Here is a 26,246-nt window from a genome sequence, read left to right as displayed (position 1 = left end):
GGTCAGGCGCGTTCGGTGGCCAGGCGGGCGCCGAAGCCGAGCAGGGCGAACCCGGTCAGCCCGTCCAGCCAGCGGCGGACCCGCCGCCGGGAGAGCACCTGCCGGGCCCGGTGCAGGGCGCCGACCAGCACCAGCAGGTACAGCAGCGAGAGCACCGCGTGGCTGAGCGCGAACGCCACCAGCACCGCCAGCGGCGCCGACCCGCCGACGAACTGCGGCAGCACGGCCAGGTAGAAGGCGAGCACCTTCGGGTTGGTGATGTTGGACAGGAAGCCCTGCCGGAAGCCGGCCGCCGCCTGGCCGGGCGGGGCCGCGTCGCCGGCCAGCGGCGGGTAGCGGCCGACCCACGCCGAGCGCCACGCCTGCACGCCGAGGTACGCCAGATACGCCACGCCGGCCCAGCGGATCGCCTCGAACAGCGGCTGGGAGCGGACGACGAGCGCGCCCAGGCCGGCGGCCGCCGCGATGCCCTGCACCGCGTTGGAGCCGGTGACCCCGACGGCGCTCCACACCCCGCGCCGCCGCCCGGAGGCCAGGGTGTTGCGGGTGACCACGGCGAAGTCCGGGCCGGGGATCAGGATCAGCACCAGGGCGAAGACCAGGAACGATCCGTAGCTGCTCCACGACATACCGCCGACCCTAGGCGGGCGGTCGACCGCCGGCCACCGGCGTGGCGAGCTACTATTCCGTTGACGGTACTGCGCATCGCACAGTAGTGTGCCGATCGTGGACACCACACAGCTGCTGAAGGGCGTGCTGGATCTCGCGGTCCTCGCCGTGCTGCGCGAGGAGGACGGCTACGGCTACGACATCCTCCGCCGACTGCGCGAGGCCGGCCTGGAGGAGGTCGGCGACGCCTCCGTCTACGGCACCCTGCGCCGGCTCTTCGCCGCGGGCCTGCTCACCACCTACGTCGTGCCCAGCGAGTCCGGCCCGCACCGCAAGTACTACTCGCTCAACGCCGCCGGCCGGGACCAGCTCACCCGCTCCGGCAAGCTCTGGCGCTCGTTCGCCACCACCATGGACACTCTGCTCGACGATCGGGGGATGGCGGCATGACCGTCACGGAGCAGGAGATCGCGAACTACGTCGGGCGGGTCCGGGCCGCGCTGGCCGACCTGCCGGCGGAGGTCCGCGACGAACTGACCGAGGACCTGCCGGAGCACCTCGCCGAGGTGGCCGCCGAGGCCGACGGCACGCTGGTCGAGCGCCTCGGCGAGCCCGAGGCGTACGCGGCGGAGCTGCGCGCCGCCGCCGGCGCGCCGGCCACCGCCGCCGGGCGGAACCTCGACCAGCGGGTGGCCGCCGCCGTCGGCCGGGCCCGCCGTCAGGCACGCCAGCTGGACACCCAGCTCGGCCCGCTGCTGGGCTACGCGCGGGCGAGCGAGTTCCTGCGGCTGCTCCGGCCGGCCTGGTGGGTGGTGCGCGGCTACCTCGCCGCCATGCTGGTCACCGTGATCACCACGGGCGGCGGCTTCGGCCTGCTGCCGCGCTTCGGCGGCGAACTGGTCGGCGGGCTGGTGATGCTGGTCGCCCTCGTGCTCGCCTCGATCTGGCTCGGCCACCGCTCGACGCGGCTGCGGCGCTGGCCCCGCTGGGCGACGCACGCGGCCAGCGTGGTGCTCGTCGTCTTCGCCCTGGCCGGGCTGGCCAACGCGGAGGACCGGGCGGGCTACCAGGACTACGGCTACGACCCGATCTCGGTGCAGAACCCGTACGAGCGGGTGCGCGACGTCTTCGTCTACGACAGCGAGGGGCGGCTGGTGGAGGACGCCCGCCTGTTCGACCAGAACGGCGCCCCGATCCGGCTGGGCTACCCGGACTGCCCGGACCCGCGCGACCCGAACGGCACCGGCAACCCGCTGCTGCGGACGTACCCCTACTGCCCGGACCAGGCGCCGTTCGCGCCGCGCGCCCCGGCCGCACCGGCGCCGACCGTGCCCCCGCTGGGCACCCCGACGCCGGAGCCCACCGGCACGCCGGAACCCACCGGCGGACCGACCGCCACCGGCACGCCGGGCCCGGGTGCGGCGGTGGCCCCGAACCCCACCGCCACCCCGAGCGCCACCCGCTGAGCAGCCCGCCCGAGACGCCGGTCACCCACCGTGGAGTGACCGGGGTCTCGGCGTGCCGGCCGAAGCTGGGAAATGGCTGAACGGATGAGGTCGGCGGGGCAGCGGGGTCGTCCGGTGATCGTTACGGTGTCGTCTGCTCATCAACCCCTCGGAAGGAAAATCCGTGTCAGAGCAGGTCGCACCGCCCCCCGCCCCGCAGTCCCAGCCGGGCGTCCAGGCGCCGCCCCCGGCGGAGCCGGAGCCGAAGAAGTCCGGCGGCAAGAAGGTGTTCGGCGTCGTGGGCGCGATCGTCGTGTTCCTGGTCATCGCCGGGCTGAAGTTCGGCCTCGGTACGGCCATCGGCAACTTCCTGAACTCCGACGAGACCGCCGAGGCGAAGGCGGGCGACTGCATCGCCGAGCTGCCCGAGATCACCGGCACCGAGGAGGAGGAGGTCGACAACGCCAAGGTCGTCGACTGCACCTCCAGCGAGGCGGTGTACAACGTGGTCGGCCGGGTCGACGGCCAGACCGAGGCGCAGGCCAAGACGGGCGAGGCCTGCGAGCAGTACATCAAGGAGGGTGAGGACGGCTACGTCTTCTACAGCATCGAGCCGGGTAAGAAGGGCTACCTGCTCTGCCTGACGAAGAAGGCCTGACCTCCCGTACGACACCCCGACGGTGGCGCGGACACCTCCGCGCCGCCGTCGGCGTACCGGGAGGCGAACGGGAGGTGAATGCCACTGTTCCCGCGTCTTCCCGCCGGTGGTGGGGGCGTGGCAGGCTACCGGCACGTAGGACCACTGGGCGACCAGCCAACGATGACTGACCGCTAGGAGGACGGGCCGATGGGCGAAATGGTGAGCTTCACCAGCAACGGGGGGACGAGCGAGGGGTATCTCGCGATACCCTCCGGCGGTGCGGCGAGCCCCGCGGTCATCGTCATCCAGGACTGGTGGGGGCTGGTGCCCCACGTCCAGGCCGTCGTCGACCGGTTCGCCGAGGCCGGCTTCGTCGCCCTCGCCCCGGATTTCCGGCACGGCGGCCCGGCCAGCAAGCCGGACGAGCCCCGGCAAATGCTGAACGCCCGGCAGATGGACGAGGCGGCGACGGACATCGCCAGCGCCGCCGACTACCTCGCCGGCCGTCCCGAGGTCGCCGGCAAGATCGGGTGCGCCGGCTTCTGCGCCGGTGCGAGCCTGGCCCTCTGGGCGGCCACCCGCTCCGAACGGATCGTCGCCACCGCCGCCTTCTACCCCCGGCTGCCGTGGGACGGGATGCGCGCCGAGTGGGCCGACTACGCCGGCAAGGCCGCGCACATCCACTGCTCGGAGGCGGACGGCACCTCCGCCGCCGACGGCGTACAGACCGTCCGGCGGGCCATCGAGACCGCCGGCGGCAGCTGCCAGACCTACGACTACCCGGGCACCGCGCACGCCTTCTTCAACGAGGACCGGCCGGAGAACTTCGACCAGCGGGCCGCCGCCACGGCCTGGGCCCGTACCCTCGAACTCTTCCGGGCCAAGCTTGGCTGAGCCGCGTACGCCCGCCGAGGTGGTCGCCCGCGCCGCGCGGGCGACCGACCTGGCCGACCTCGACGGCGCGGTCAGCGACTGCTTCGCCTGCCCGCGGCTGGTCGACTGGCGCGAGGAGGTGGCCCGGACCCGCCGGGCGGCCTTCCGCGACCAGGAGTACTGGGGCCGGCCGGTGCCCGGCTTCGGCCCGCCGGACGCGCGCATCGCCATCCTCGGCCTGGCCCCCGCCGCGCACGGTGGCAACCGGACCGGGCGGATCTTCACCGGCGACCGCTCCGGCGACGTGCTCTTCGCCGCGCTGCACCGGGCCGGCCTGGCCAACCAGCCGACCAGCGTCTCCGCCGACGACGGCCTCACCCTGCGGGACATCCGGATCTTCTCGGCGGTGCGCTGCGCGCCGCCGGACAACAAGCCCACCCCGCAGGAGCGGGACACCTGCGCGCCGTGGCTGCACCGCGAGGTCGCGCTGATCCGTCCCACCCTGCGTGTCGTGGTCGCGCTGGGCGCGTTCGCCTGGGCCGCGTGGTGGCCGGTGCTGCGCGAGACGTACGGCCAGCGCCCGCCCAGCCCGCGACCGGCGTTCGCCCATGGGGCACACTGGTCCGGCACGGCCGCCCCGGACCTGCTCGGCTGCTACCACGTCAGCCAGCAGAACACCTTCACGGGACGGCTGACACCAGGGATGCTGGACGATGTGTTCGCCCGGGCGAAGCGGTTGGCCGGGGTGGACTGAAACGGCGGGGCGGTGGCGATGACGGACGGAACTCACCGACCGTTGTGGTGTGCCCGGGTGCTCCGGAGGTAGTCCCGGATGGATCTCAGCGTGTTGCGCAGGTGGTGGCCGGTGGCGGCGGTGGCCGCCCTGCTCGCCCTCGCCGCGCTCGCGGCCGCGCACTCGTCGATCGGCGCGAGCCGGATCCCGCCCGCCGCCGACAACGTGCCCTACGTCCCGGACTACCCGTCGGTGGAGCCGCCACCGTCGATACCGGTCGAGCCACGCGACGCGGGGGAGGCCACCAGGGCGCAGCTCCCACAGTGGCTGGGCACCGCGGCGATCGTGCTGCTCGGGCTGGCCGCGCTGGTCGCCTTCGGCTACCTGGTGTGGACCCTGGTCCGGGGCGCGATCCGCCGGACCACCCGGGCGCTGCCGGTGCAGCCGGCCCGGCGTACCGCCGAGGGCACCGCCCGCGAGGTGGTCGCCGCCCTCGACGCGGGCCTGGTCGAGCTGGACGACCGGGACACCGACCCGCGGACCGCGGTGATCGCCTGCTGGGTCCGGCTGGAGGAGGCGGCCGCCGCGGCCGGCGTCCCCCGGCTGCCCGGGGACACGCCGACCGACCTGGTCACCCGCCTGCTGCGCGGCGACCCGGCCGCCGGCGTGCCGGCGATCGTCAGCGCCGACGTGCTGGCCGAGTTCGCCCACGTCTACCGGGAGGCGCGGTACGCCACCCACCCGGTCGACGAACACACCCGGGACCAGGCCCGCGCCGCGCTGCGCCGGCTCCGTGGCGAACTCACCGCGGTGGTCGCGGCGGAGGCGGCGCCGTGAGCGCGAGGAGTGAGCCGGGTTTGCGAGCCCCGCAGTCGCGAGCCGAGGTGACACCGTGAGCGCGAGGAGTGAGGCGGGTTTGCGAGCCCCGCAGCCGCGAGCCGAGGGGGCGCCGTGAGCAGTACCAGCATCGACGACCTGCTCAGCTTCGAGGAGGAGCGGCCCCGGGGCGACGGGCGGGACCGGGGCGGCCGGGTCGGGCAGGTGCTGCGCGCCCTGGCCGGCATGGCGGCCGTGGTGGTCGTGCTGGTCGCCGGGCTGCGCGTGGTCGGCCTGCGGGTCTCCCTGCTGATCCTGATCGCCGGGGTGGTCGCGCTCTTCGCGGTGCGCCGGATCGTCGCCGCGCTCACGCCTCCGCCGCCGCAGCCGGGGGCGGGGCCCCGGAGCTCGATCGGCGTGGACGAGGGCACCTGGAACTGGGGCGCCCGGGACGCGCTGCGCACCGCGATCAACGGTTGGGAGGTCCCGCTGGACTGGTCCGCCACCCGACCGGAACGGTTCACCACCGTGGTCCTGCCCCGCCTCGGTGAACTGGCCGACGAGCGGCTGCGCCAGCGGCACGGCGTGACCCGCGAGTCGGATCCGGCCCGGGCCCGTGCCCTGCTGGGCGAGCGGCTGTGGACCTTCCTGGAGACCCCGCCCCGCCGTACCCCGTCGCCGCGCGACCTCGCGGTGATCGTCGCCGAACTGGAGAAACTGTGATGAACGACGTCGACCGGACGATCCCCGCCACCGAGGTCGGCCACCTCGCCCGGGCGGTGCTGGACGCGGTCGGCCAGGTCGTGGTCGGCAAGCGGGAGGCGCTGGAGCTGGTCCTCGCCGGGATCCTGGCCGGCGGCCACGTGCTGCTGGAGGACCTGCCCGGGCTGGGCAAGACGCTGACCGCCCGCTCCTTCGCCCAGGCGCTCGGGCTGGACTTCCGCCGGCTCCAGTTCACCCCCGACCTGCTGCCCGCCGACGTCACCGGCTCCTTCCTCTACGACCAGCGCAGCGGTGACTTCGCCTTCCGGGCCGGCCCGGTCTTCACCAACCTGCTGCTCGCCGACGAGATCAACCGGACCCCGCCGAAGACCCAGTCGGCGCTGCTGGAGGCGATGCAGGAGAAGCAGGTCTCGGTGGAGGGCGTGACGTACCGGCTGGACGAGCCGTTCCACGTGCTGGCCACCGCCAACCCGATCGAGTACGAGGGCACCTACCCGCTGCCCGAGGCGCAGCTCGACCGGTTCCTGCTGCGGGTGTCGTTCGGCTACCCGGAGCACGAGGAGGAGTGGGAGGTGCTGCGCCGGCGGATGGCCCGCCGCCGCGAGGAGGCCGACATCAAGCCGGTGGTCGACGCCGCCACGCTGCGCGCCATGCAGGCCGCGCTGGAGGACGTGGTGGTGGAGGACTCGGTCGGCCGCTACATCGTGGCGCTGACCGCGGCCACCCGCGAGCACCCGTCGGTGCTGGTCGGCGCGTCACCGCGCGGGTCGCTGGCGCTGCTGCTGCTGGCCCGGGTGCGGGCGGTCCTGGCCGGCCGGGACTACGTGGTGCCGGAGGACGTCAAGGAGGTGGCGGTGCCGGCGCTGGCGCACCGGATCACGCTGCGCCCGGAGATGTGGCTGCGCCGGGTCGATCCGTCCTTCGTGGTGGGTGAGGTGCTCTCCGGCACCCCGGCCCCGGCCAGCGGCGCGCTGCCCAGCTACGCCGCCGGCCGGCCCGGGCGCTGATGGCCGGGTCCACGGTGCCGCGGGTCGACGCGGGCGAGCCGGAACCGTCGCCCGGCTGGGTGCCCACCTGGGCGCTCGGCCGGGCGGTGCTGCTGACCGGCCTGCTGCTGATCGCGGCGGTGCTGCTCGGCCGGGTCGACCTGATCGTGCTGGCCGCGCCGATCGCGCTCGGCACGGCGTACGCGCTGCGCCGCCGGCCGACCGCGCTGCCCCAGGTCTGGATCGCCGGCGGGGACGACCACCTGGTTGAGGGGGGCGAGGTCACCGGCACAGTCACCGTCGGCAACCCGGACACCGTCGACTACGACGTGGCGGTGGTCCGCAGCCGGGTCTCGCCCTGGCTGCGGATCGAGCGGGCCAGCATCGCCGGCGCCGCGATCGCCACCGCCCCCGGCCCGGGTGCCCCGGCCGTTGCCGACCGCCCGTTCGTCACCGCGCTCGCCACCGCCACCGCTGCGGACCTGGAACTCGCCGGCACCGCGCGGCGCTGGGGGCGGCACGCGATCGGCCCGGCCGGTGCGCGGGTCGCCGCCGCGCAGGGCCTGCTCGTCTCCCGCGCGGTGATCACCGAACCGGTCCGCACCCGGGTCTACCCGAAGACCGAACCGTTCGAGGCGGTGGAGGCGATGCCCCGGGCCGCCGGCCTGGTCGGCGCCCACCACTCGCGCCGCCCCGGCGAGGGCGGCGAGCTGGCCGGGGTGCGCGTCTTCGCGCCCGGTGACCGGCTGCGCCGGATCGACTGGCGGGTCTCGCTGCGGGCCCGGCAACTGCACGTGGCGGCCACCCTGTCCGACCGGGACGCGGAGGTGGTGGTCCTGCTCGACGTGCTGGCCGAGGCGGGCCGCTCCGGTGGCGTCGGCGGCGCCGCCTCGGTGCTGGACACCACGGTCCGGGCCGCGGCCGCGATCGCCGAGCACTACCTGCACCGGGGCGACCGGGTCTCGCTGCTGGAGTACGGCCCGAGCGCCCGCCGGCTGCGCCCGGCCACCGGTCGCCGGCAGTACCTGACGGTGCTGGAGTGGCTGCTCGACGTGCGGCCGGAGCACTCCCCGCACGAACCCTACGACCAGGTGTTCGGGCCGCAGCTGCTGGCCGCGGACGCCCTGGTGGTGGTGCTCACCCCGCTGCTGGACGAACGGTCGGCGCAGATGCTGGCCCGGCTGGCCCGCTCCGGGCGGTTCGTGGTCGCGGTGGACACCCTGCCGGCCGAGCTGCCGGTGCCGAAGGACCGCGGTTGGGCGGAGGTGGCGTACCGGCTGTGGCGGCTGGACCGGGACACGATGATCGGGCAACTGCGCGAGCACGGCGTGCCGGTGGTGGGCTGGGCCGGCGCGGGCAGCCTGGACCAGGTGCTGCGCGACGTGGCCCGGCTGGCCACGGCCCCCCGGGTGGGTGCCCGGTGAGCGCGAGGAGTGAGCCGGGTTTGCGAGCCCCGCGGTCGCGAACGAAGGTGGCCCGGTGAGCGCGAGGAGTGGCCCGGTCGTGCGAACCCCGCGGTCGCGAACGAAGGTGACCGGGGGGCGGCCGGCGGGGGCGGACGGGAGCGGGCGGGAATGATCGACGCGGTCACCGAACGGGTCCGGGCGGTCCGGCACGCGGCCGGCCGGGTCAGCCTCGTGCCGCTGCTGGTCCGCGCCGGCATCTTCCTCACCGCGCTGGTCGGCTTCGTGCTGGCGTACCCGGCCCAGGTGCTGTCCGGGCGGCCGCTCGGGGCACTGGTCCTGGCGGCGCTGCTGCCCGCGGTCGGGCCGCGCCGGGTCTGGCCGACCTTCGCGGCGCTGGTCACCGTCGGCGGGTGGCTGCTGGCCACCGACGGCTACGGCCGGCCGATAGCGCTCTGGCGGCTGCTCGCGGTCGCGGCGGTGCTCTACCTCACGCACACCCTCTGCGCGCTGGCCGCGGTGTTGCCCTACGACGCGGTGGTCGACCCGGACGTGCTGGTCCGCTGGCTGACCCGGGCCGGCGTGGTGGTGCTCGCCGCCGCGGTGCTCGGGGTGCTGCTGGTGGAGGTCGCCGGTGCGGGAGGCGACGGCGGATTCCAGCTGGTGACCGTGGCCGGTCTGCTGGTCGCCGCCGGGCTGACCGGGTTGCTGGGGTGGCTGCTGCGGCGCAGGTGACGCCCGGGGCGAGCCCGGCGGCGACCACCCCAGCCGACCCACGTTGCGCAGGTCACAGGGGTTGTGCTCGGTCACAGAAGGGGGGCGCGAACGGGATTAGCCGAGCCGCGCGGGGAAAGATAGATGACGTGAATCCGAAGCGGATCCTTGTGGTGGGTGCCGGGCACGTCGGTCTCTACGCGGCCCTGCGCCTGTCGAAGAAGCTCAGCTCCCGTGAGGCTGAGGTCATCGTGGTGGACCCGCAGCCCCACATGACCTACCAGCCGTTCCTGCCCGAGGCGGCGGCCGGCAACATCTCCCCCCGGCACTCCGTGGTGCCGCTGCGACGGGAGTTGCGCCGGTGCAAGGTGGTGGCGGGCGCGGTGACGCGGATCGACCACGACCGCAGGACCGCCGTGGTGCAGCCGATCAGCGGCCCGACCCGGGAGATCCGGTACGACCACGTGGTGGTGGCGCCCGGTTCGGTCTCCCGGACCCTGCCGATCCCCGGTCTGCACGAGCACGGCATCGGGTTCAAGACCATCGGCGAGGCGATCTACCTGCGCAACCACGTGCTGGACCGGCTCGACGTGGCGGCCGCCACGCCCGACCCGGAGGTCCGCCGCAGCGCGCTGACCTTCGTCTTCGTCGGCGGCGGGTACGCCGGCATCGAGGCGCTCGCCGAGATGGAGGACATGGCCCGTGACGCGCTGCGCTACTACCCGGAGCTGAAGCCGACGGACATGCGCTGGGTGCTGGTCGAGGCCACCCAGCGGGTGCTGCCCGAGGTCGACCGGGACATGGGCGCCTACACCGTCCAGCAGCTGCTCAAGCGGGACATGGACATCCGGCTGGACACCCGGCTGGAGTCCTGCGTCGACGGGGTGGTCAAGCTCTCGGACGGCGACAGCTTCAAGGCCGACACCATCGTCTGGACGGCCGGCGTCAAGCCGTCGCCGCTGCTGGACGCGACCGACTTCCCGCGCGACGAGCGGCGCCGGGTCACCTGCCTGCCGACCCTCCAGGTGGTCGACGGCGGCCGGGTGGTCGAGGGGGCGTGGAGCGCCGGCGACTGCGCGGCCGTGCCCGACCTGACCGGCCCGCCCGGGGCGTACTGCTCGCCGAGCGCCCAGCACGCGGTGCGCCAGGCCGCCCGGATGGCCGACAACATCGTCAACGTCATCCGCGGCCGGGAGCCGGTGGAGTACAAGCACAAGCACGCCGGCAGCGTGGCCAGCCTCGGCCTGCACAAGGGCGTCGCCCAGGTGTACGGGGTCAAGATGAAGGGCTGGCCGGCCTGGTTCATGCACCGGACGTACCACATGAGCCGGATCCCCTCGTTCAACCGCAAGGTCCGGGTGGTGGTCGACTGGACGCTGGCGTTCTTCCTCAAGCGCGAGGTGGTCGCCCTCGGCCAGCTGCACGACCCGCGCGAGGAGTTCGCCGAGGCGTCCCAGCCGGTCGGCGCCGCGCGCGGCTGACCCACGCACGTCGACGAACGCCCCTCCGCCCGGAGGGGCGTTCGCCGTCTCCGCGCCCGGCCGTGCCACCCGCGCTCAGACCCGCCAGATCCAGGCGTCGGCGACCCGGGTGCCCGGGCCGTAGAGCTGCTCCAGGGTGCCGCGCAGGCTCTCCGCGTGCGGGGTGTCCACCGCCAGGGCCACGCACGACGCGCCCCAGAAGTCGGCATCCTTCGCCGCCTGCTGGCGCTGCTCGTCGCCGATGGCCGGTTGCAGGCCGCGCCTGGCGACCTCGGCCAGCAGCGCCGAGGTGGGCTGCTTGAAGGTGCCCATCGCGGCGGTGCCGTCCCGGCCGTACGGGCCGATGAAGAAGCCCTCCGGGATGCCGAAGGCGGCGTCGGCGGCGGCCGCCCAGCGCATCGGCCAGGGATCCCTCGGCGTGGGCAGTGGCACCGGGACCAGCACCCCGCCCGGCTTCACGCACTGCCGCCAGTGGCCCCCGGTGATGAACTCCGGCACCGGCGGGCGGTCGGCGGTGGGCAGCGGCGTCGGCGCCAGCGGCAGCAGCGCCGCGCCGACCAGCGCCGGCACCAGCCGGCGGACCCGGCCGGTGTCGCGCAGCGCCCGGTCCACCGCCAGCACCAGCAGGGTGGCGGTCAGCGGCAGTACGGCGAGGGCGAACCGCATCGGCAGCGCGCCGTCCACCACCGGCAGCCCGGCGATCAGGGCGTACGGGCCGGGCACCGCTGTGCGGTCGCCGTCGAGCACCAGCCGGGGACCGAGCGAGAGCGCCCCCATCGCGAGCGCGCCGGCCACGCAGGCGACGACCAGCGGGCGGCGGCCCAGCCAGAGCGCGCAGCCGGCGGTGACCGCCAGCAGCGGCCAGCCGAGGAAGGTGTTGTACTCGGCCGGGCCGGTGGTGAGCCGGGCCGCCTCGGCGCCGCCGGCCACCGACAGGGGGGAGATCGACCACCAGCTGCGCAGGTCCGCCGAGAAGTAGTCGGGGCTGAACATCCCGTCGGCGACGCCCTGCGGGCCGGCGAACTGGAACCACAGCGGCCCGGCGAGCACGAGCAGGGCCAGCCCGGTGGCGAGCAGCATGCCGCCGGCGAAGCCGGGCAGCGCGCGCCGGGCCAGGTCCCGGTCCACCACCGCGTAGCTGACCGCCATGACCAGCAGCGTGACGGCGCTGAGGAAGAGCACCTCCTCGCCGACGAAGACCTGCGCGGTCACCGCGGCGGCGAGGCCGATGGCCGAGGTGGTCAGCCGGCGCCGGTCCGGCCCGGTGCGTCCCGTGCCGTCGGCGCCGGGCGCGGCCGGGCCCGGATCGGCGGCGCGCAGCATCCGGACCACCAGCCAGACGATCACCGGGACCAGCCACTGGGCGGTCATGTGCAGGTGGCTGTTGGTCTGCGAGACCATCCCCGGGCCGAAGCCGCAGAGCGCGGCGCCCAGCCCGGCGGCGAGCCGGCGGGCCCGCAGGGTCCAGGTGAACAGCAGGTACCAGGCGATCGCGGTGCCGGCCAGGTTCGCCGCCGCCAGCAGGGCGAAGGTGACCGGCGCGCCGAGCAGCAGGGTGACCGGGGCGAGCAGCACGCCGAGCGCGATGACCGAGGTGTTGGTCATCAGGTTCACCCCGTCCGGCGCGTTGAGCCGGTCGCTGAGCAGGCCGAAGTCGCCCAGCAGGGCCCGCGAGTCCATCGCGAGGAACCACTCGTAGAGGGTCTGGTCCGCCGGGTTGAGCGCCAGCGTCCGGCCGGCCGGGTCGGGCCACAGGCCGTGGGTGAGCCAACCGGCGAGCGCCACGAAGAGCAGCCCGACGAGCAGGTCCGTACGCTGCCGCCGGGCGGCCGCTAGCAGCCGGGCCAGTCGGGCCCCGAGCGCCCTTTCGGTGGGGTGGACAGCCTGTTCAGGGACGGCGTCGGGGGCCGTGGGCGCTGCGCTGCTCACGGTCTCGACCCTAGTGTGGGCCGGGCGACGGGGTACGCCGGGTCGCCGACGACCCGCTACCGTGACACTGCACCGCGCGTGTCGACGCGCCGGTGTCCCTCGCCCGGGTGGTGGAACGGCAGACACGGCCGCCTTAAAAGCGGCTGCCGCAAGGCGTGCGGGTTCGACCCCCGCCCCGGGCACCGACACTTTCAGCTTCCCTTCAGGTCGCTGATCTCCACGGGACCGGCCGGGCCGTTTACTCTTGACGGTGCACGTTCACGTGCATCAACCCCCTGAGGGAGGCCTGACAGTGAAGACTTCGAACCCGGTGCTCGCCCGGCTCGGCCAGGCGGCCGAGCGGGAGCGCTCCGCCGGGTACGCCCCGACCGGGCCGTACGGACAGCCCGGCTACCCCCAGCAGTACCCGACGGAGGCGGGCTACCCGGTTGCGCCGCCGACCGTCGCCCCCATGACGCTCGACGACGTCGTGGTGAAGACCGTCACGCTCCTGGGCATCCTCGGCGTCTCCGCCGCGGCCGCCTGGGTGCTGGTGCCCGACGCTCTGGTCGGCGTCGCCTGGATGGGCGCCGCGATCGTCGGTCTGGTGCTCGGCCTGATCATCTCGTTCTCCCGGATGGCGAATCCGGCGCTGGTCGTCACGTACGCCGTCGTCGAGGGCGTCTTCGTCGGCATGGTCAGCAAGGCCTTCGACTCGCTCTACGACGGCATCGTGCTCCAGGCCGTGGTGGCCACCTTCGGTGTCTTCTTCCTGATGGCCATGCTCTACAAGGCGAAGGTCATCCGGGCGACCCCGAAGTTCGTCAAGGGCATGATCGCCGTCATGGCCGGCCTCTTCGCGGTCATGCTGATCAACCTGGTGTTCGCGCTCTTCGGCGTCAACACCGGCCTGCGCGACGGCAGCCCGCTGGCCATCGGCTTCAGCCTGGTCTGCATCGTGGTCGCCTCGCTGAGCTTCGTGCTCAGCTTCAAGGAGGTCGAGGACGGCGTCCGGATGGGCCTGCCGCAGCGCTACTCCTGGGTGGCCGCCTTCGGCATCCTGGTCAGCCTGGTCTGGCTCTACCTCGAGGTGCTCCGCCTGCTGAGCTACTTCCAGGGCGACGACTGACCCCGCCCGCAGCCGACCGGCGCCCGTCCCCGCACCGCGGTGGCGGGCGCCGTCGCTTTCCGCCGCCGCGCGCGCCGGGCCGCGGCGTCGTTTCCCGGCCCGGCTGCCGCCCGCGCCGGGCCGCGGCGTTTGCCCGTCGCCGCCGGGCCGGCCGGGGCAGAGTGACAGCGAGGGGTACGCGGCGGAGGAGGCGACGTGCGCAGCAGCAACCCGGTGCTGACCCGGCTGGACGAGACCAGCCGGGTGCAGCGGCGGGTGCTCGGTATCGGCGGTGCGGAGGCGATGACCGTCGACGACGTGGTGGTCCGCACGGTCGGGCTGCTGCTGCTCACCGGGGTCACCGCCGCGGCCGCCTGGGTGGTGGTGCCGCAGGCGGTCTGGGTGCCCGCCGCGCTGGCCGGCACCGCGCTGGCCGGGGTGGTGCTCGCCGTGGTGATCTCCTGGCGGGGCATCACCAATCCGGTGCCGATCGTCGGCTACGCCCTGCTCCAGGGGCTGCTGCTGGGGGTGGCCAGCCGGGCGTTCGAGATGGTCTACCCGGGCATCGTGGTGCAGGCGGTGGCCGGCACCTTCGGCGTCTTCCTCGGCATGGCGCTGCTCTACCGGGCCCGGCTGGTCCGGGCCACGCCGCTGCTGGCCCGGCTGGTGGTCGGCACGCTGCTCGGCATCGTCGCGATCAGCCTGGTCAACCTGGTCGTCTACCTGGTCACCGGCCGGCAGGGGCTGGAGATCTACAGCCTCACCGGCGAGGTCGCTTGGCCCGCGTACGCCTTCTCGGTGGTCGCCATCATCGCGGGCGCGCTCAGCTTCATCCTCGACTTCGACCTGGTCGAGCGGTCGGTCCGGGCCGCCCTGCCCCGCCGGTACGCCTGGCTCTGCGCCTTCGGCGTGCTGGTCGGCCTGATCTTCCTCTACTGGCAGATCCTCCGCCTCCTCTCCTACCTCCGCCGCTAACCCCCACCCCGGATCCCCGTTGATCATGAGGTTGGCGGCGAAGTGGATCGCGGTTGCCGCCGCCAACCTCATGATCAACAGGAGGGGGGGTCGTAGGGTGGGCGGGTGAGTGGGACGGAGTTGGGGCGGGCGGTGGAGTTGCTGGTGCGGCAGGTGGGGCACTGGGAGCAGCCGCGGTGGGCGGCCGCCGCGGCGGGCGGCAACGCGGCGCGGGGGGACCTGGTGCACCGGCTGGTGCAGGAGGTGGCCAACCTGGCCGCCGACGCCGAGGGGCAACCCCGCCGTACGGTGCCCCGGCTCGACAACGACCTCGCCCTGCCCGACCAGCTCCGGGTGGTCGCCGCCGACCTGGTCGCCGCCGGCCCGCCACCCGAGGTGCTGGCGCGGGCCGCCGCCGAGGTGACGGCGACCCGCGGCGCGCTCTGACCCCGGGCCCTTGCCGGCACCGGGTGCTGGCTCAGCTGAGGCGTTCGAGGACCATGGCCATGCCCTGGCCGCCGCCGACGCACATCGTCTCCAGGCCGATGCTCTTGTCGTGCCACTCCAGGGCGTTGAGCAGGGTGCCGGTGATCCGGGCGCCGGTCATGCCGAACGGGTGTCCCACGGCGATGGCGCCGCCGGCCACGTTCAGCTTCTCCAGCGGGATGCCGAGCTGGCGGTAGGAGGGGATCACCTGGGCCGCGAACGCCTCGTTGATCTCCACCAGGTCGACGTCGTCGATGGTCATGCCGGCCCGCTTCAGCGCCTGCTTGGACGCCTCGACCGGGCCGAGGCCCATGATCTCCGGGGAGAGCGCGGTGACGCCGGTGGAGACGATCCGGGCCAGCGGGGTGAGCCCCAGGTCCCGGGCCCGCTGGGCGCTCATCACCACCACGGCGGCCGCGCCGTCGTTGAGCGGGCAGCAGTTGCCGGCGGTGATCCGGCCGTCCGGGCGGAACACCGGCTTCAGCCCGGCGACACCCTCCAGGGTGACCCCGGGACGCGGGCCGTCGTCGGTGCTGACCACGGTGCCGTCCGGAGTGGTGACCGGGGTGATCTCCCGGGCCCAGAAGCCGTCGGCGATCGCCTTCTCGGCCAGGTTCTGGCTGCGTACGCCGAACTCGTCCATGTCGGCGCGGGTCACGTCGTAGACCTGGGCCAGGTTCTCGGCGGTCTGCCCCATGGCGAGGTAGATGTCCGGCAGCTCGCCGGCCTCGCGCGGGTCGGTCCAGACGGGGGCGCCGGCCTCGGCGCGCGCCTTGGACCGCTGCCGCGCCTCGGCGAACCGCGGGTTCTCCCAGCCGCCGCCCACCAGCGCCTGCGCCTCCGGCGGCAGGGCGTCGGAGTTGCCGCGCGCGTAGCGGGAGACGCACTCGACGCCGGCGGAGATGAAGACGTCGCCCTCGCCGGCCCGGATCGCGTGCATCGCCATCCGGGTGGTCTGCAACGACGAGGCGCAGTAGCGGGTGACGGTGGCGCCCGGCAGGCCGTCCAGGCCCATCAGGGTGGCCACCACGCGGGCCATGTTGAAGCCCTGCTCGCCGCCGGGCAGGCCGCACCCGAGGTAGAGGTCGTCGATCTCGGTCGGGTCGAGCGCCGGGATCTTGTCGAGCGCGGCCTGGACGATGGTCGCGGCGAGGTCGTCCGGGCGGACCTCGCGCAGGGACCCCTTGTGCGCCCGGCCGATGGGGGAGCGGGCGGTGGCGACGATGACAGCGTCGCGGGACGACTCAGTCGGCATGAACCAACGTTAACCCCCGGGTAACTTGGCACGGAAGCCGCGCACCCGGCGGGAAATGTCACCCCGGGAACCGGTCGCCGCCCCCCGGCCGCCGGATGATCGCGCTCGATTCCGGATGTAGTGGCCACCGGGGCGCTCGGAGGCCACTACATCCAGGATCGAGCACGATCTCGCTGGGCCCGGCCCCGGGCCCCGGGCGCCGACCGCCGGGCCAGGGCGTCGGGCGGTCACGCCCCGGCGGGGGCGCGGGTCAGTGGCGGGAGGCGACGGCCGCCGCGGCGGCCACGGCGGGCAGCAGGGCGTGCGCCCAGACCCGGTAGCCGTCGGCGGAGGGGTGGAAGCCGTCGTGGCAGAGGGTGCCCGCGTCGGCCCGGAACACCGGCCCGGTCTCGGTGCCGAGGTCGACCACCGTGCCGCCGGCGTCGAGCACCGCGGCGGTCTGGGCGCGGGCGATGCGCCGCCCGGACCAGCCGACGAGCTGCCGCAGCGGGGGCGCGATCGCGCGTACCGCACCGAGGTCGGGGCAGGTGCCGACGACGACCTCCACCCGGGCCTCGCGCAGCCGGTGCACCGCCGCACCGAGGTACGCGGCTGCGTCGGCCGGGCGGCGCAGGCTGGTGGCGTCGTTGGCGCCGATCAGGATCACCGCCACGTCGGGCCGCTCGCCGAGCAGCGCCCGGGCCACCTGGGTGGCCAGGTCGGTGGCCCGGGAGCCGGAGACGCCGACGCTGGACAGGTGCACCTGCCGCCCGGACGGGCCCTCGGCGAGCAGGTTGGCCAGCTGGCCGCCGATCGTGTCGTCGAGGCGGGCGACCCCGACCCCGAGGGCGGACGAGTCGCCGAGCAGCACCAGCCGCAGCGGCGGCGCGCCCGTGCGGCCGACCGTGGCGCGCAGCGCGAGCCCCAGCTCGGGCTGGGCGTACTGGCGGTGGCGGGCGAGGAAGGCCTGGCCGGCGAGGACGGCCGCGCCGCCCACCGTGCCGGCGACCAGGGAGAGCGCCGCCGCCCGGCCCAGCCGGCGGGCGAGCCCCGAGGTGATCATCTGCTCGCTCATGACGGCACTCCGCTGCGCTGCGTGCCGCCACGAGGCACCTCCGCGCTGAGCCTGATGATTCGCTCGCTGCGCTCGCTCATGACGGCACTCCGCTGCGCTGCGTGCCGCCACGAGGCACCGTCGCGCTGAGCCTGATGAATCGCTCGCTCATGCCAGTCCCTCCACTGTGGGTGAGTCGGTGGCGCGACCCGGTTGCGGCACGGCACCGGCACCGAAGAACGCCCGCCGGCGCAGCTGCGCCCAGCGGCCGGCGGGACCGCGGTCGCGGCCCCGGACCTGGGTGCCGCTGACCTCGGTGCCGGCGTGCCGGGCCGCCTCCTGCGCGGCCTCCGGCAGCGACCGTACGCCTTCTCCGCGCACCGGCGCGGGGCGGCGTTCCGGCCCGGCGCCCAGCGCGGAGAGGACGGTGGGCAGCAGCGCGGCGGCGGCCACCGCGTAGCCCTCGGCGGACGGGTGGAAGCGGTCCCAGGCGAACATCCGGGTGGGCTCGGCCGCGAACCGGGGGCCGAGCAGGTCGCCGAGGGAGACCGTCCAGCCGCCCGCCTCGACCACGGCCACCGTCTGCGCGGCGGCGAGCTGGCGACTCCAGCGCCGGGCCAGCCAGCGCAGCGGCGGCTGGATCGGCCGGATGGCGCCCAGGTCGGGGCAGGTGCCGACGACCACCTCGCAGCCGGCGGCGCGCAGCGCCCGGACCGCCTCGACCAGGTAGCGCACGGCCAGCCCGAGCGGGGTGCGGTTGGTGACGTCGTTGCCGCCGATCAGGATCACCGCGATGTCGGGCCGGCACTCCAGCGCCGCCTCGACCTGGTGCCGGAGCCCGGCGGAGATGGCGCCGACCACGGCGAACCGGTGCAGCCGCACCGGCCGCTGCAACCGGCGGGACAGGCCGGTGGCGAGCAGCGCGCCCGGGGTCTCCCGGCGACGGTGCACCCCGTAGCCGGCCGCCGAGGAGTCGCCGAGGATGACCATGGTGACCGGCGGGCCGGGCAGCTTGGCGCCGTAGACCCCGTCGCAGCGCGGGGGCGGTGCCTCGGCCATCGGGATGGTGCGCCGGGCCTGCCGGGCCTGGCCGAGCAGCACGCCGGTGGTCGCCGCCGCGGCCGCCACGGTCGCGCCCGTGCCGATCGCCGCCAGGCGGGCGACCCGCCGGGCGCGCTGCCAGCCCGGACCAACCGGTACGACGGAACCCGCGACCCCCATGAGGCGACATTATCGCGCCGGCACGACAGGACGCTGTCGTCGTGCCGGCGGGCGGGGTGCCGGGAACACGACGGCTGGGTACCGGTACGGGTGCCGGCCGGAGCGGCCGGCGCGGGGTTGCGCGGGCGCGGCACCCTGGCACCCGGAGAGGGGCGGAAGAGATGGCGAAGACGTTGAAGCGGAGCGCGGCGTTCACCGCGCTGGCCCGGGCGCTGATGGCCGGCGCGCGGGGCGGCCCGTCGCTCGGGGCGCGGCTGGCGGCGCTGCCCCGGATGATCCGGGCCACCGCCCGCGGCGAGTACGACGGTGGGCTCCGGCTGGCCCTGATGACCGCGGCGACGGCGTACATCGTCTCGCCGATCGACCTGCTTCCGGAGATCCCGCTGGCGATCTTCGGCCTGGCCGACGACGCGGTCATGGTCACCTGGCTGGCCGGCAGCGTGCTCGCCGAGACCGAGCGCTTCCTGGAGTGGGAGGAGCGTCGCCGGTCGGTGATCCCCGGGCACGTGGTGCCCTGACCCGACGTACCCTGGGCGCGGGAAACCGCGAATCACCAGCCCGGCCGCCGGCGCCGGCGCCGGAGGAGAAGGGCACAACGAGGTGCAGTACTACGACAACGTCGTCGAGTTGATCGGCAACACCCCGCTGGTGCGGCTGCGCAACGTCACCAGGGGCATCCAGGCGACCGTGCTGGCGAAGGTGGAGTACCTCAACCCGGGCGGTTCGGTGAAGGACCGGATCGCGCTGCGCATGGTCGAGGACGCCGAGGCCGCCGGGATCCTCCAGCCGGGCGGCACCATCGTCGAGCCGACCAGCGGCAACACCGGCGTCGGGCTGGCCCTGGTGGCGCAGCTCAAGGGCTACAAGTGCGTGTTCGTCTGCCCGGACAAGGTCAGCCAGGACAAGCAGGACGTGCTGCGCGCGTACGGCGCCGAGGTGGTGGTCTGCCCGACCGCGGTGGCCCCGGAGGACCCGCGCTCCTACTACAACGTCTCCGACCGGCTGGCCCGGGAGATCCCCGGCGCCTGGAAGCCCAACCAGTACAGCAACCCGGCCAACCCGCGCTCGCACTACGAGACCACCGGCCCCGAGCTGTGGAAGCAGACCGAGGGCGGGCTCACCCACTTCGTGGCCGGCGTGGGCACCGGCGGCACCATCTCCGGCATCGGCCGGTACCTCAAGGAGGCCTCGCAGGGCCGGGTCAAGGTCATCGGCGCGGACCCGGAGGGCTCGGTCTACTCCGGCGGCACCGGCCGGCCCTACCTGGTGGAGGGTGTCGGCGAGGACTTCTGGCCGGAGACCTACGACCGGGGCGTGGCCGACGAGATCGTCGAGGTCTCCGACAAGGCGTCGTTCGAGATGACCCGGCGGCTGGCCCGCGAGGAGGGGCTGCTGGTCGGCGGCTCCTGCGGGATGGCCGTGGTGGCCGCGCTGGAGGTGGCCCGCAAGGCCGGCCCGGACGACGTGGTCGTGGTGCTGCTGCCGGACAGCGGCAAGGGCTACCTGTCCAAGATCTTCAACGACCAGTGGATGGCCCGCTACGGCTTCCTGGACAACTCCGGCGCCGAGCCGACGGTGGCCGACGCGCTGGCCGGCAAGCCGGGCGGGCTGCCCGAGCTGGTGCACGTGCACCCGACCGAGACGGTCCGTGACGCCATCGACTACATGCGCGAGTACGGCGTCTCCCAGCTGCCGGTGCTCAAGGCCGAGCCGCCGGTGGTCACCGGCGAGGTGGCCGGCTCGATCGCCGAGAAGGACCTGCTCGACGCGCTCTTCACCGGCCAGGCGCACCTGCACGACACGATCGAGCGGCACATGGGCGACCCGCTGCCGATGATCGGCGGCGGCCAGCCGGTGAGCGAGGCGGTCAACCTGCTGGAGAAGTCCGACGCCGCGCTGGTGCTGGTGGACGGCAAGCCCAAGGGCGTGCTCACCCGGCAGGACCTGCTCGCGCACCTCGGCGCCCGCTGATCCACGACCGACCGCGAAGCGGGCCGCTCCCGGCCGGGAGCGGCCCGCTTCGCGTATCCGGCGGCGGTGCCCGGCGGTGCGGCCGGCGGTCAGCGGGTCAGTTCGGTGGGCACCGCGACCACGTCGACGAAGGCGCCCTTGCGCAGCACGGTGACCGGCAGCCGGGTGCCGATCGCCGGGCCGAGCATCAGCCGTTGCAGGCCCTGGCCGTCGCGCACCGGCCGCCCGCCGGCCGAGACGATGACGTCGCCCAGGTAGATCCCGGCCAACCCGGCGGGACTGCCCGGCACCACCTCGACCACCCGCAGCCCGCGCCGCTGGCCGGTGCGCGCGGCGACCTCCGGCGGCAGCGGCACCGGCACCCCGGCGACGCCGAGCCAGGCCCGGCGGACCCGGCCGTCGGCGGTCAGGTCGGCGATGATCTGCCGGGTGGTGGCGTTGATCGGTACGGCCAGCCCGAGCCCGTAGCCGGCGACAGCGGTGTTCACCCCGATCACCCGCCCGGCCGAGTCGGCGAGCGCGCCGCCGGAGTTGCCCGGGTTCAGCGCGGCGTCGGTCTGGATCACGTCCTCGATGAGCCGGGTCACCCGGCCGTCCCGGGCGGGCAGCGAGCGGCCCAGCCCGGAGACCACGCCGGCGGTGACCGAGCCGGCCAGCCCCATCGGGTTGCCGACGGCGACGACCAGCTGGCCGATCCGCAACGCGTCGGCGTCGCCCAGCTCGACCGGCGCCACGGTGGCCTCCTCGGCCCACAGCACCGCCAGGTCCGACAGCGGGTCGGCGCCGACCACCCGGAACCGGGTCTCGGTGCCGTCGGCGAAGCTCGCCGTCCCGCCGCCGGCGCCCTGCACCACGTGCGCGCTGGACAGCAGCAGGCCGTCGGCGCCCACGGTGACCGCGGAGCCGGCCCCGGCCCCGCGCGCGGTCCGCACCGACAGCGCGGCCACGCTGGGCAGCACCCGGGCCGCCACGGTCGTGACCACCCGGGAGTACGCGTCCAGAGCGGCGGCCTCGGCCGGCTCCGGCACGGTGTGATCGGTCTCCATGACCCCGGCAACGCGGCGGGATCGACGAGCATGCCCCGATCCGCTCAGAGCGAACGCCCGGTCACAGCGGCCGGGCGTAGCGCAGCTGGGTGGTGACCGCCGAACCGATCAGGTCCGCCCGCTCCGCCCCGGTCGGCGCCCACCCGCCCCGCTCGTAGAAGCGCCGGGCGGGGGCATTCTCCGCCAGCACCCAGAGCACCGCCCGGGACCAGCCCCGGGACCGCATGGTGGCGAGCGCGTCGACCATCAGCTCCCGGCCCACCCCGCGGCCCCGCTCGGCCGGGGCCAGGTGGATCGCGTGGAGCAGCCCGGTCTCCGGGTCACCCTCGTCGTCCGGCCCGACGTAGCTGAAGCCGACCAGCGCGCCGTCGCGTTCGGCGACGGTCATCAGGTGGTCGTCGCGTTCCCAGCCCCACCGCTCGACCCAGTACGACCCCATCGCCTCCGCGGTCGGCTCGGCCAGCGACTCCGGCGGCAGGAAGGACGAGTACGCGGCGACCCGGGAGCGCTGGTGCAGGGCGCCGACCGGCATCAGGTCGGCCTCGGTGGCGGGGCGGAGGGTGACGCTCACCCGGCCGAGGCTACCCGCCGTGGCGGCACCTGCACGGTCAGCAGGTCCTCCGCGACCACCAGCTCCCCGTCGAAGTGCTCGCGCGCCTCGTCGGCGAACCGGCTCGCGTCGGCGTACCGCTGGGAGAAGTGGGTGAGCACGAGCCGGCGTACCCCCGACTCGGCCGCCACCCGCGCGGCCTGGGCCGCGGTCAGGTGACCGACCTCGGCGGCGAGCGCCGCCTCCGACTCCAGGAAGGTCGACTCGATCACCAGCAGGTCGGCGTGCTCGGCGAGGGCGTACACCCCGTCGCAGAGGCCGGTGTCCATGACGAAGGCGAACCGCTGCCCCGGTCGGGGCACGCTCACCTCGTCCCGGGTGACGCGGCGTCCGTCGAGGTCGAGGTGGCCGACCCGGAGCAGCTCGCCCACCGCCGGCCCGCTGATGCCGTACGCGGCCAGCCTCTCCGGCAGCATCCGGCAGCCGTCCGGCTCGACCAGCCGGTAGCCGTACGTCTCGATGGGGTGTCGCAGCCGGCGGGCCTCCAGCGTGCCGCAGCGCAGCGCGATCCGCTGCCCGTCGGCCTCGATCGGCTCGACCCGCAGCTCGGCGGTCTCGTAGAAGCTGGACGCGTACCGCAGCCGGGCGAAGTACTCGGCGCCGCCGGCCGGGAAGTGCATCGCCACCGGGCGGGGCACCCGGTCCAGGGAGAGCCGCTGGATGGTGCCGGGCAGGCCGAGGCAGTGGTCGCCGTGGAAGTGGGTGACGCAGACCCGGGTCAGGTCGGTGGCGGTCACCCCGGTGTTGAGGAGCTGCCGCTGGCTGCCCTCGCCCGGGTCGAAGAGGATCACCTCGTCGTCCCAGCGCAGCACGTAGCCGTTGTGGTTGCGCTGCCGGGTGGGCGCCTGGCTGGCCGTCCCCAGCACCACCAGCTCGCGCATCGACACGCTGACCTCCGGCTGCCCCGCCCCGGCCCGGGGGCGGAAAAGGGTCGACCCCCGGGGCTTCCGCGCTCGCGCGCGGGCCGGCTGGACTGGGCCGGTACCCCGGGGGTCGGGTGGCTGTCGTGGATTCGCCGCACCGCTGCCACACGGTCTCGACGATGGTGCCTGTGCCCGCCTCGCGGCGGACGGATTACTGTCGAGGACAGCGGCTAGCGGACAGCCACCTCACGAGTCCGATTGCTATACAAGTCTGGACCACCTCCTTTCCCGTGTACGGCCACGCTATCCAGTGCCGCTGCCCCCGGCAACGGATTTCGATCACATGCCCGAGCGGGAATGCGGGCCGGCCCCGGCGGCGTCGGCGATGCCGATCGGGCCCTCCCGGGGGCCCTCCCCGCCGGCCGGTTGCACCGCCAGCGACGGGAAGTCGGCCAGGTCGCCCTCCGGTTCGGCGTCCCACTCCGGAAAGACCAGCTCGCTCTGCAGGTAGAGGCAGAGCAGTTGGGTCAGGTGGCGCAGCCCGTCGAGGTGGGTGCGTTCGTGCCCGTGGGTGGCGTCGACGCCGAAGCCGAGCAGCGCCACCCGGGCGTGCGCCCCGGCCTCCACCGCCGCCGCCACGTCCGAGCGGTAGTAGTCGAAGACGTCCCGGACCAGGCGCACCCCGTGCTCGGCGGCGATCGAGGCGAGGTTGCGGGTCAGGTGGTAGTCGAACGGCCCCACCCCGTCGCCCATGGCCAGGGTGGCCGCGTCCTCCCGGGACTGCTGGCCGGGGGCGACCACCGCCGCGTCCACCGACACGATCTCCGCCACGTCCGGATCCAGGCCGTGCGAGGCGCCGTGGCCGATCTCCTCGGTCACCGTGACCAGCAGGTGCGCGGTGACCGCCGGGCGCACGCCGGCGTCGACCAGCGCCTTGAACGCGGTCAGCACCGCCGCCACGCCCGCCTTGTCGTCGAGGTGCCGGGACTTGACGTACCCGGTGGGGGTGACCGTCGGGTTGGGCAGGAACGCCACGAAGTCGCCCGCGTCGACGCCGAGCGCCCGCAGTCCGGCGATGTCGGAGACCGGCTCGTCGACCCGCACCTCGACCTGCTCCCAGCCGATGCCCTGGGAGTCGACGCCCTCGTTGTAGCGGTGCCCGCTGGCCTTGAGCGGGAGCACCTGGCCGGTGATCACCCGGTCCAGGTCGTCGGTGAAGATCCGCACGTGGGCGCCCTCGGCGAACCGGGCGCTGTGCGTGCCGATCGGCTTCAGCTCCAGCCGGCCGTTCTCCTTGAGCCGCTTCACCATCCCGCCGATGGTGTCGGTGTGCACCACTATCGCCCGGTCGGCGCCGGTGGCCCGGGGGCCGGGCAGGCAGGCGCTCAGCGCCCCGCGCCGGGTCAGCGTGGAGCCGATGCCGAGCGCGGAGAGCCGCTCGCCGACGTACTGCTGCACGTGGTCGGTACGCCCGGACGGGCTCGGGATCTCCAGCAGTTCCACCAGCACCTGGCGCAGGTAGTCCAGGTCGATCTCCAGCGGTCGCGGGCTCACCCGGCACCTCCCGCGCCGGCCGGCGACCAGAGCCGCTGCGGGGCCCGGGTGCCGGGGAAGAGCAGGTCCACGAAGCGTTCGGCGGTCGGCTGCGGCTCGTGGTTGGCCAGGCCGGGCCGCTCGTTGGCCTCGATGAAGACGTGCTCCGGCCGGTCCGGGGAGCCGACCAGCAGGTCCAGCCCGGTGACCGGGATGTCCAGCGCCCGGCTCGCGGCCACGCACGCCTCGGCGATCTCCGGGTGCAGGTCGCCGGTGACGTCGTGGATGGTGCCGCCGGTGTGCAGGTTGGCGGTCCGGCGCACCACCAGCACCTCCCCCTCGGGCAGCACGTCGCGCAGGGTGTAGCCGGCCTCGGCCAGCACGTCCCGGGTCATCTCGTCGACCGGGATCCGGGACTCGCCGCCGGTGGCGGCCGCCCGGCGGCGGCTCTGCCGCTCGACCAGCTCGGCGATGTCGTGCACCCCGTCCCCGGTGACGGCGGCCGGGCGGCGCACCGCCGCGGCCACCACCTCGTGGTCGATCACGACCACCCGCAGGTCCTCGCCGTCGCACAACTCCTCGATCAGTACGTCCGGGCAGAACCGGGCGGCCAGCTCGACCGCGGTGGCCAGCGCCGCCGGGTCGGCCACCCCGACCGTGATGCCGTTGCCCTGCTCGCCGCGGGCCGGCTTGACCACCACCCGGCCGACCTCGGCCAGGAAGGCGGTGTCGCCGTCGTCGCCGGTGGCGGTCCGGCCGCGGGGCACCGACAGGCCGGCCTCGGCGAGGATCCGCCGGGTGACCCGCTTGTCGTCGCAGCGGCTCATCGCCACCGCCGAGGTCAGCTCGGACAGCGATTCCCGGGTGAGGACGGTCCGGCCGCCGCTGGTCAGTCGTAGCTCGCCCCAGGCCGGGTCGGTCACCTCCACCCGGATGCCCCGGCGCATCGCCTCGTCGGCGACGATCCGGGCGTACGGGTTGAGCCGGTCGTAGCCGTCGGGCAGGGCGGGCAGGAAGAGCCGCTCGTTGATCGGGTTCTTCCGCTTCACGCAGAGCGTGGCGGTCCGGTGGAAGCCGAGCCGCTCGTAGAGCCGGATCGCCCCCTCGTTCTCCGCCAGCACCGACAGGTCCACGTACGCCCGGCCGCGGGCGACCAGCCGGGACGCCAGCTCGGTGATCAGCGCCTGCCCGGTGCCGGGCGGGGCCCGGTTGAAGTCGACGGTCAGGCACCAGAGGCTGGCGCCGCGCTCCGGGTCGCCGAAGACCGCGACGTGGTCCACGCCGGTGACGGTGCCGACGATCGCGCCGTCGGCCGCCTCGGCCACCAGGTGCAGGAAGCGGTCGGTGCGGGCGTTGGCGACCAGCACGTCGACCGGCGCGGTGACCATCCCGTTGGCCGCGTAGATCCGGTTGACCGCGTCCGCGTCGGCGGCGTCGCGCAGCGGCCGGACGCGTACCCCGGGCAGGTCGACCGGCGCCTCGGCGGCCCGCTGCTCCGGGCCGAGCGGCAACCGGTAGGTCAGCGACGGGTCGATGAAGAGCTCGTCCGGCAGCCGGGAGACCAGCACGTGCGGGTCCCGCAGGTAGATGCAGATGTCCCGGGAGCCGGCCGCCTCGGAGCGCAGCACGTCGGCGACGGCGGCCTGGTCGGCGAAGGTCTGCCCGAAGACCAGCCGGCCCCAGCCGCAGTCCAGCACCACGCCCGCGGCGTCGGCCGGCGGCTCGTCGCCGCCCGGCGCCACCGGGTCGCCGCCCGGACCGACCCGCTCGTACCGCCGGACGTCGCTGCGGGCCCGGTCGAGGCGCGCCATCCCGGTCGCGATGGTGTCGGTCAC

The 26,246-nt window shown here is 74.8% G+C and carries 25 protein-coding genes, 1 tRNA gene and 1 pseudogene; 17 read left to right on the top strand and 10 right to left on the bottom strand.

All coding sequences use genetic code 11. The features are described 5' to 3' along the window. Positions 1–2: 2 nt before the first annotated feature. A complete protein-coding gene (locus Q3W71_RS05630; RefSeq protein ID WP_302918197.1) occupies positions 3–629 on the bottom strand; it encodes a LysE family translocator in 627 nt (208 codons plus the stop codon). 97 nt (positions 630–726) lie between these two features. Here Q3W71_RS05630 and Q3W71_RS05625 point away from each other — a divergent pair, with 97 nt between their 5' ends. The 11 genes from Q3W71_RS05625 to Q3W71_RS05575 all read left to right on the top strand — a co-directional run bounded on the left by Q3W71_RS05625 (position 727) and on the right by Q3W71_RS05575 (position 10,423). After that, positions 727–1,059, top strand: coding sequence for a PadR family transcriptional regulator (locus Q3W71_RS05625; RefSeq protein ID WP_091394259.1), 333 nt, complete (start codon positions 727–729; stop codon positions 1,057–1,059). Further along, positions 1,056–2,075 carry a hypothetical protein gene (locus Q3W71_RS05620; RefSeq protein WP_302918196.1) on the top strand — a complete coding sequence of 340 codons (1,020 nt, stop codon included), beginning with the start codon at positions 1,056–1,058 and terminating at the stop codon, positions 2,073–2,075. The genes Q3W71_RS05625 and Q3W71_RS05620 overlap by 4 nt, the downstream gene beginning before the upstream one ends. 163 nt (positions 2,076–2,238) lie before the next feature. Beyond that, positions 2,239–2,712 carry a hypothetical protein gene (locus Q3W71_RS05615; RefSeq protein WP_302918195.1) on the top strand — a complete coding sequence of 158 codons (474 nt, stop codon included), beginning with the start codon at positions 2,239–2,241 and terminating at the stop codon, positions 2,710–2,712. A gap of 189 nt (positions 2,713–2,901) precedes the next feature. Beyond that, positions 2,902–3,588 (top strand): dienelactone hydrolase family protein, encoded by a 687-nt coding sequence (locus Q3W71_RS05610; RefSeq protein WP_302918194.1) that lies wholly within the window; start codon positions 2,902–2,904, stop codon positions 3,586–3,588. Positions 3,589–3,607: 19 nt separating this feature from the next. Next, positions 3,608–4,321, top strand: coding sequence for a uracil-DNA glycosylase (locus tag Q3W71_RS05605; RefSeq protein ID WP_302918726.1), 714 nt, complete (start codon positions 3,608–3,610; stop codon positions 4,319–4,321). 78 nt (positions 4,322–4,399) lie between these two features. Then, positions 4,400–5,137 (top strand): DUF4129 domain-containing protein, encoded by a 738-nt coding sequence (locus Q3W71_RS05600; RefSeq protein WP_302918193.1) that lies wholly within the window; start codon positions 4,400–4,402, stop codon positions 5,135–5,137. Between the two features lie 114 nt (positions 5,138–5,251). Then, on the top strand, positions 5,252–5,839 hold the full coding sequence (locus Q3W71_RS05595) for a hypothetical protein (protein WP_302918192.1): 588 nt from the start codon (positions 5,252–5,254) through the stop codon (positions 5,837–5,839). Further along, positions 5,839–6,846: a MoxR family ATPase gene (locus Q3W71_RS05590; RefSeq protein ID WP_302918191.1), complete on the top strand. Its 1,008-nt coding sequence runs from the start codon at positions 5,839–5,841 to the stop codon at positions 6,844–6,846. Before Q3W71_RS05595 ends, Q3W71_RS05590 begins: the two co-directional genes overlap by 1 nt. Continuing rightward, a complete protein-coding gene (locus tag Q3W71_RS05585; protein WP_302918190.1) occupies positions 6,846–8,249 on the top strand; it encodes a DUF58 domain-containing protein in 1,404 nt (467 codons plus the stop codon). The genes Q3W71_RS05590 and Q3W71_RS05585 overlap by 1 nt, the downstream gene beginning before the upstream one ends. A 150-nt stretch (positions 8,250–8,399) precedes the next feature. Beyond that, complete coding sequence (locus Q3W71_RS05580; RefSeq protein WP_302918189.1) at positions 8,400–8,963, top strand: hypothetical protein; 564 nt, start codon at positions 8,400–8,402, stop codon at positions 8,961–8,963. Positions 8,964–9,091: 128 nt separating this feature from the next. After that, entirely contained in the window at positions 9,092–10,423 is a 1,332-nt protein-coding gene (locus Q3W71_RS05575; RefSeq protein ID WP_302918188.1) for an NAD(P)/FAD-dependent oxidoreductase, read from the top strand. A gap of 75 nt (positions 10,424–10,498) precedes the next feature. Here Q3W71_RS05575 and Q3W71_RS05570 read toward each other — a convergent pair whose 3' ends face one another. After that, a complete protein-coding gene (locus Q3W71_RS05570; protein WP_302918187.1) occupies positions 10,499–12,352 on the bottom strand; it encodes a hypothetical protein in 1,854 nt (617 codons plus the stop codon). Positions 12,353–12,453: 101 nt separating this feature from the next. On the opposite strand from Q3W71_RS05570, the gene Q3W71_RS05565 reads away from it, so the two are divergent. The 4 genes from Q3W71_RS05565 (at position 12,454) to Q3W71_RS05550 (ending at position 14,840) form a co-directional block, all read left to right on the top strand. After that, positions 12,454–12,534: transfer RNA gene (locus Q3W71_RS05565), tRNA-Leu, on the top strand. A gap of 110 nt (positions 12,535–12,644) precedes the next feature. Next, entirely contained in the window at positions 12,645–13,460 is an 816-nt protein-coding gene (locus Q3W71_RS05560; protein WP_109900256.1) for a Bax inhibitor-1/YccA family protein, read from the top strand. A 195-nt stretch (positions 13,461–13,655) separates the two neighbouring features. Beyond that, complete coding sequence (locus Q3W71_RS05555) at positions 13,656–14,414, top strand: Bax inhibitor-1/YccA family protein (RefSeq protein WP_302918186.1); 759 nt, start codon at positions 13,656–13,658, stop codon at positions 14,412–14,414. A gap of 105 nt (positions 14,415–14,519) precedes the next feature. After that, positions 14,520–14,840 (top strand): hypothetical protein, encoded by a 321-nt coding sequence (locus Q3W71_RS05550; protein ID WP_302918185.1) that lies wholly within the window; start codon positions 14,520–14,522, stop codon positions 14,838–14,840. 31 nt (positions 14,841–14,871) lie between these two features. On the opposite strand, the gene Q3W71_RS05545 is transcribed toward Q3W71_RS05550, so the two are convergent. The 3 genes and pseudogenes from Q3W71_RS05545 to Q3W71_RS05535 all read right to left on the bottom strand — a co-directional run bounded on the left by Q3W71_RS05545 (position 14,872) and on the right by Q3W71_RS05535 (position 18,388). Then, on the bottom strand, positions 14,872–16,134 hold the full coding sequence (locus tag Q3W71_RS05545; RefSeq protein WP_302918184.1) for an acetyl-CoA C-acetyltransferase: 1,263 nt from the start codon (positions 16,132–16,134) through the stop codon (positions 14,872–14,874). A gap of 250 nt (positions 16,135–16,384) precedes the next feature. Next, positions 16,385–17,188, bottom strand: a complete 804-nt coding sequence (locus tag Q3W71_RS05540; RefSeq protein WP_302918183.1) for an SGNH/GDSL hydrolase family protein — start codon at positions 17,186–17,188, stop codon at positions 16,385–16,387. Between the two features lie 76 nt (positions 17,189–17,264). After that, positions 17,265–18,388: pseudogene (locus Q3W71_RS05535) on the bottom strand (SGNH/GDSL hydrolase family protein). A 161-nt stretch (positions 18,389–18,549) separates the two neighbouring features. Between Q3W71_RS05535 and Q3W71_RS05530 the strand changes: the two are divergent. Then, entirely contained in the window at positions 18,550–18,906 is a 357-nt protein-coding gene (locus Q3W71_RS05530) for a YkvA family protein (protein ID WP_302918182.1), read from the top strand. Positions 18,907–18,988: 82 nt separating this feature from the next. Further along, positions 18,989–20,359 carry a cystathionine beta-synthase gene (locus Q3W71_RS05525; protein WP_302918181.1) on the top strand — a complete coding sequence of 457 codons (1,371 nt, stop codon included), beginning with the start codon at positions 18,989–18,991 and terminating at the stop codon, positions 20,357–20,359. An 89-nt stretch (positions 20,360–20,448) separates the two neighbouring features. Here the strand turns inward: Q3W71_RS05525 and Q3W71_RS05520 are convergent, their stop codons facing one another. The 5 genes from Q3W71_RS05520 to ngg all read right to left on the bottom strand — a co-directional run bounded on the left by Q3W71_RS05520 (position 20,449) and on the right by ngg (position 26,246). Next, positions 20,449–21,405, bottom strand: coding sequence for a S1C family serine protease (locus Q3W71_RS05520; protein ID WP_302918180.1), 957 nt, complete (start codon positions 21,403–21,405; stop codon positions 20,449–20,451). A gap of 61 nt (positions 21,406–21,466) precedes the next feature. Then, a complete protein-coding gene (locus Q3W71_RS05515; protein WP_302918179.1) occupies positions 21,467–21,976 on the bottom strand; it encodes a GNAT family N-acetyltransferase in 510 nt (169 codons plus the stop codon). Beyond that, complete coding sequence (locus tag Q3W71_RS05510) at positions 21,973–22,902, bottom strand: ribonuclease Z (protein ID WP_302918178.1); 930 nt, start codon at positions 22,900–22,902, stop codon at positions 21,973–21,975. Before Q3W71_RS05510 ends, Q3W71_RS05515 begins: the two co-directional genes overlap by 4 nt. Positions 22,903–23,217: 315 nt before the next feature. Continuing rightward, positions 23,218–24,432 carry an osmoprotectant NAGGN system M42 family peptidase gene (locus Q3W71_RS05505; protein WP_302918177.1) on the bottom strand — a complete coding sequence of 405 codons (1,215 nt, stop codon included), beginning with the start codon at positions 24,430–24,432 and terminating at the stop codon, positions 23,218–23,220. Continuing rightward, positions 24,429–26,246 (bottom strand): N-acetylglutaminylglutamine synthetase, encoded by a 1,818-nt coding sequence (gene ngg, locus Q3W71_RS05500; protein ID WP_302918176.1) that lies wholly within the window; start codon positions 26,244–26,246, stop codon positions 24,429–24,431. The genes Q3W71_RS05505 and ngg overlap by 4 nt, the downstream gene beginning before the upstream one ends.

This window comes from Micromonospora sp. C28SCA-DRY-2, from assembly GCF_030519475.1.
Classification (GTDB): domain Bacteria; phylum Actinomycetota; class Actinomycetes; order Mycobacteriales; family Micromonosporaceae; genus Micromonospora.
Note: the sequence above shows the minus strand (reverse complement) of the source record. Positions and strands in the feature narration are given on the sequence as shown.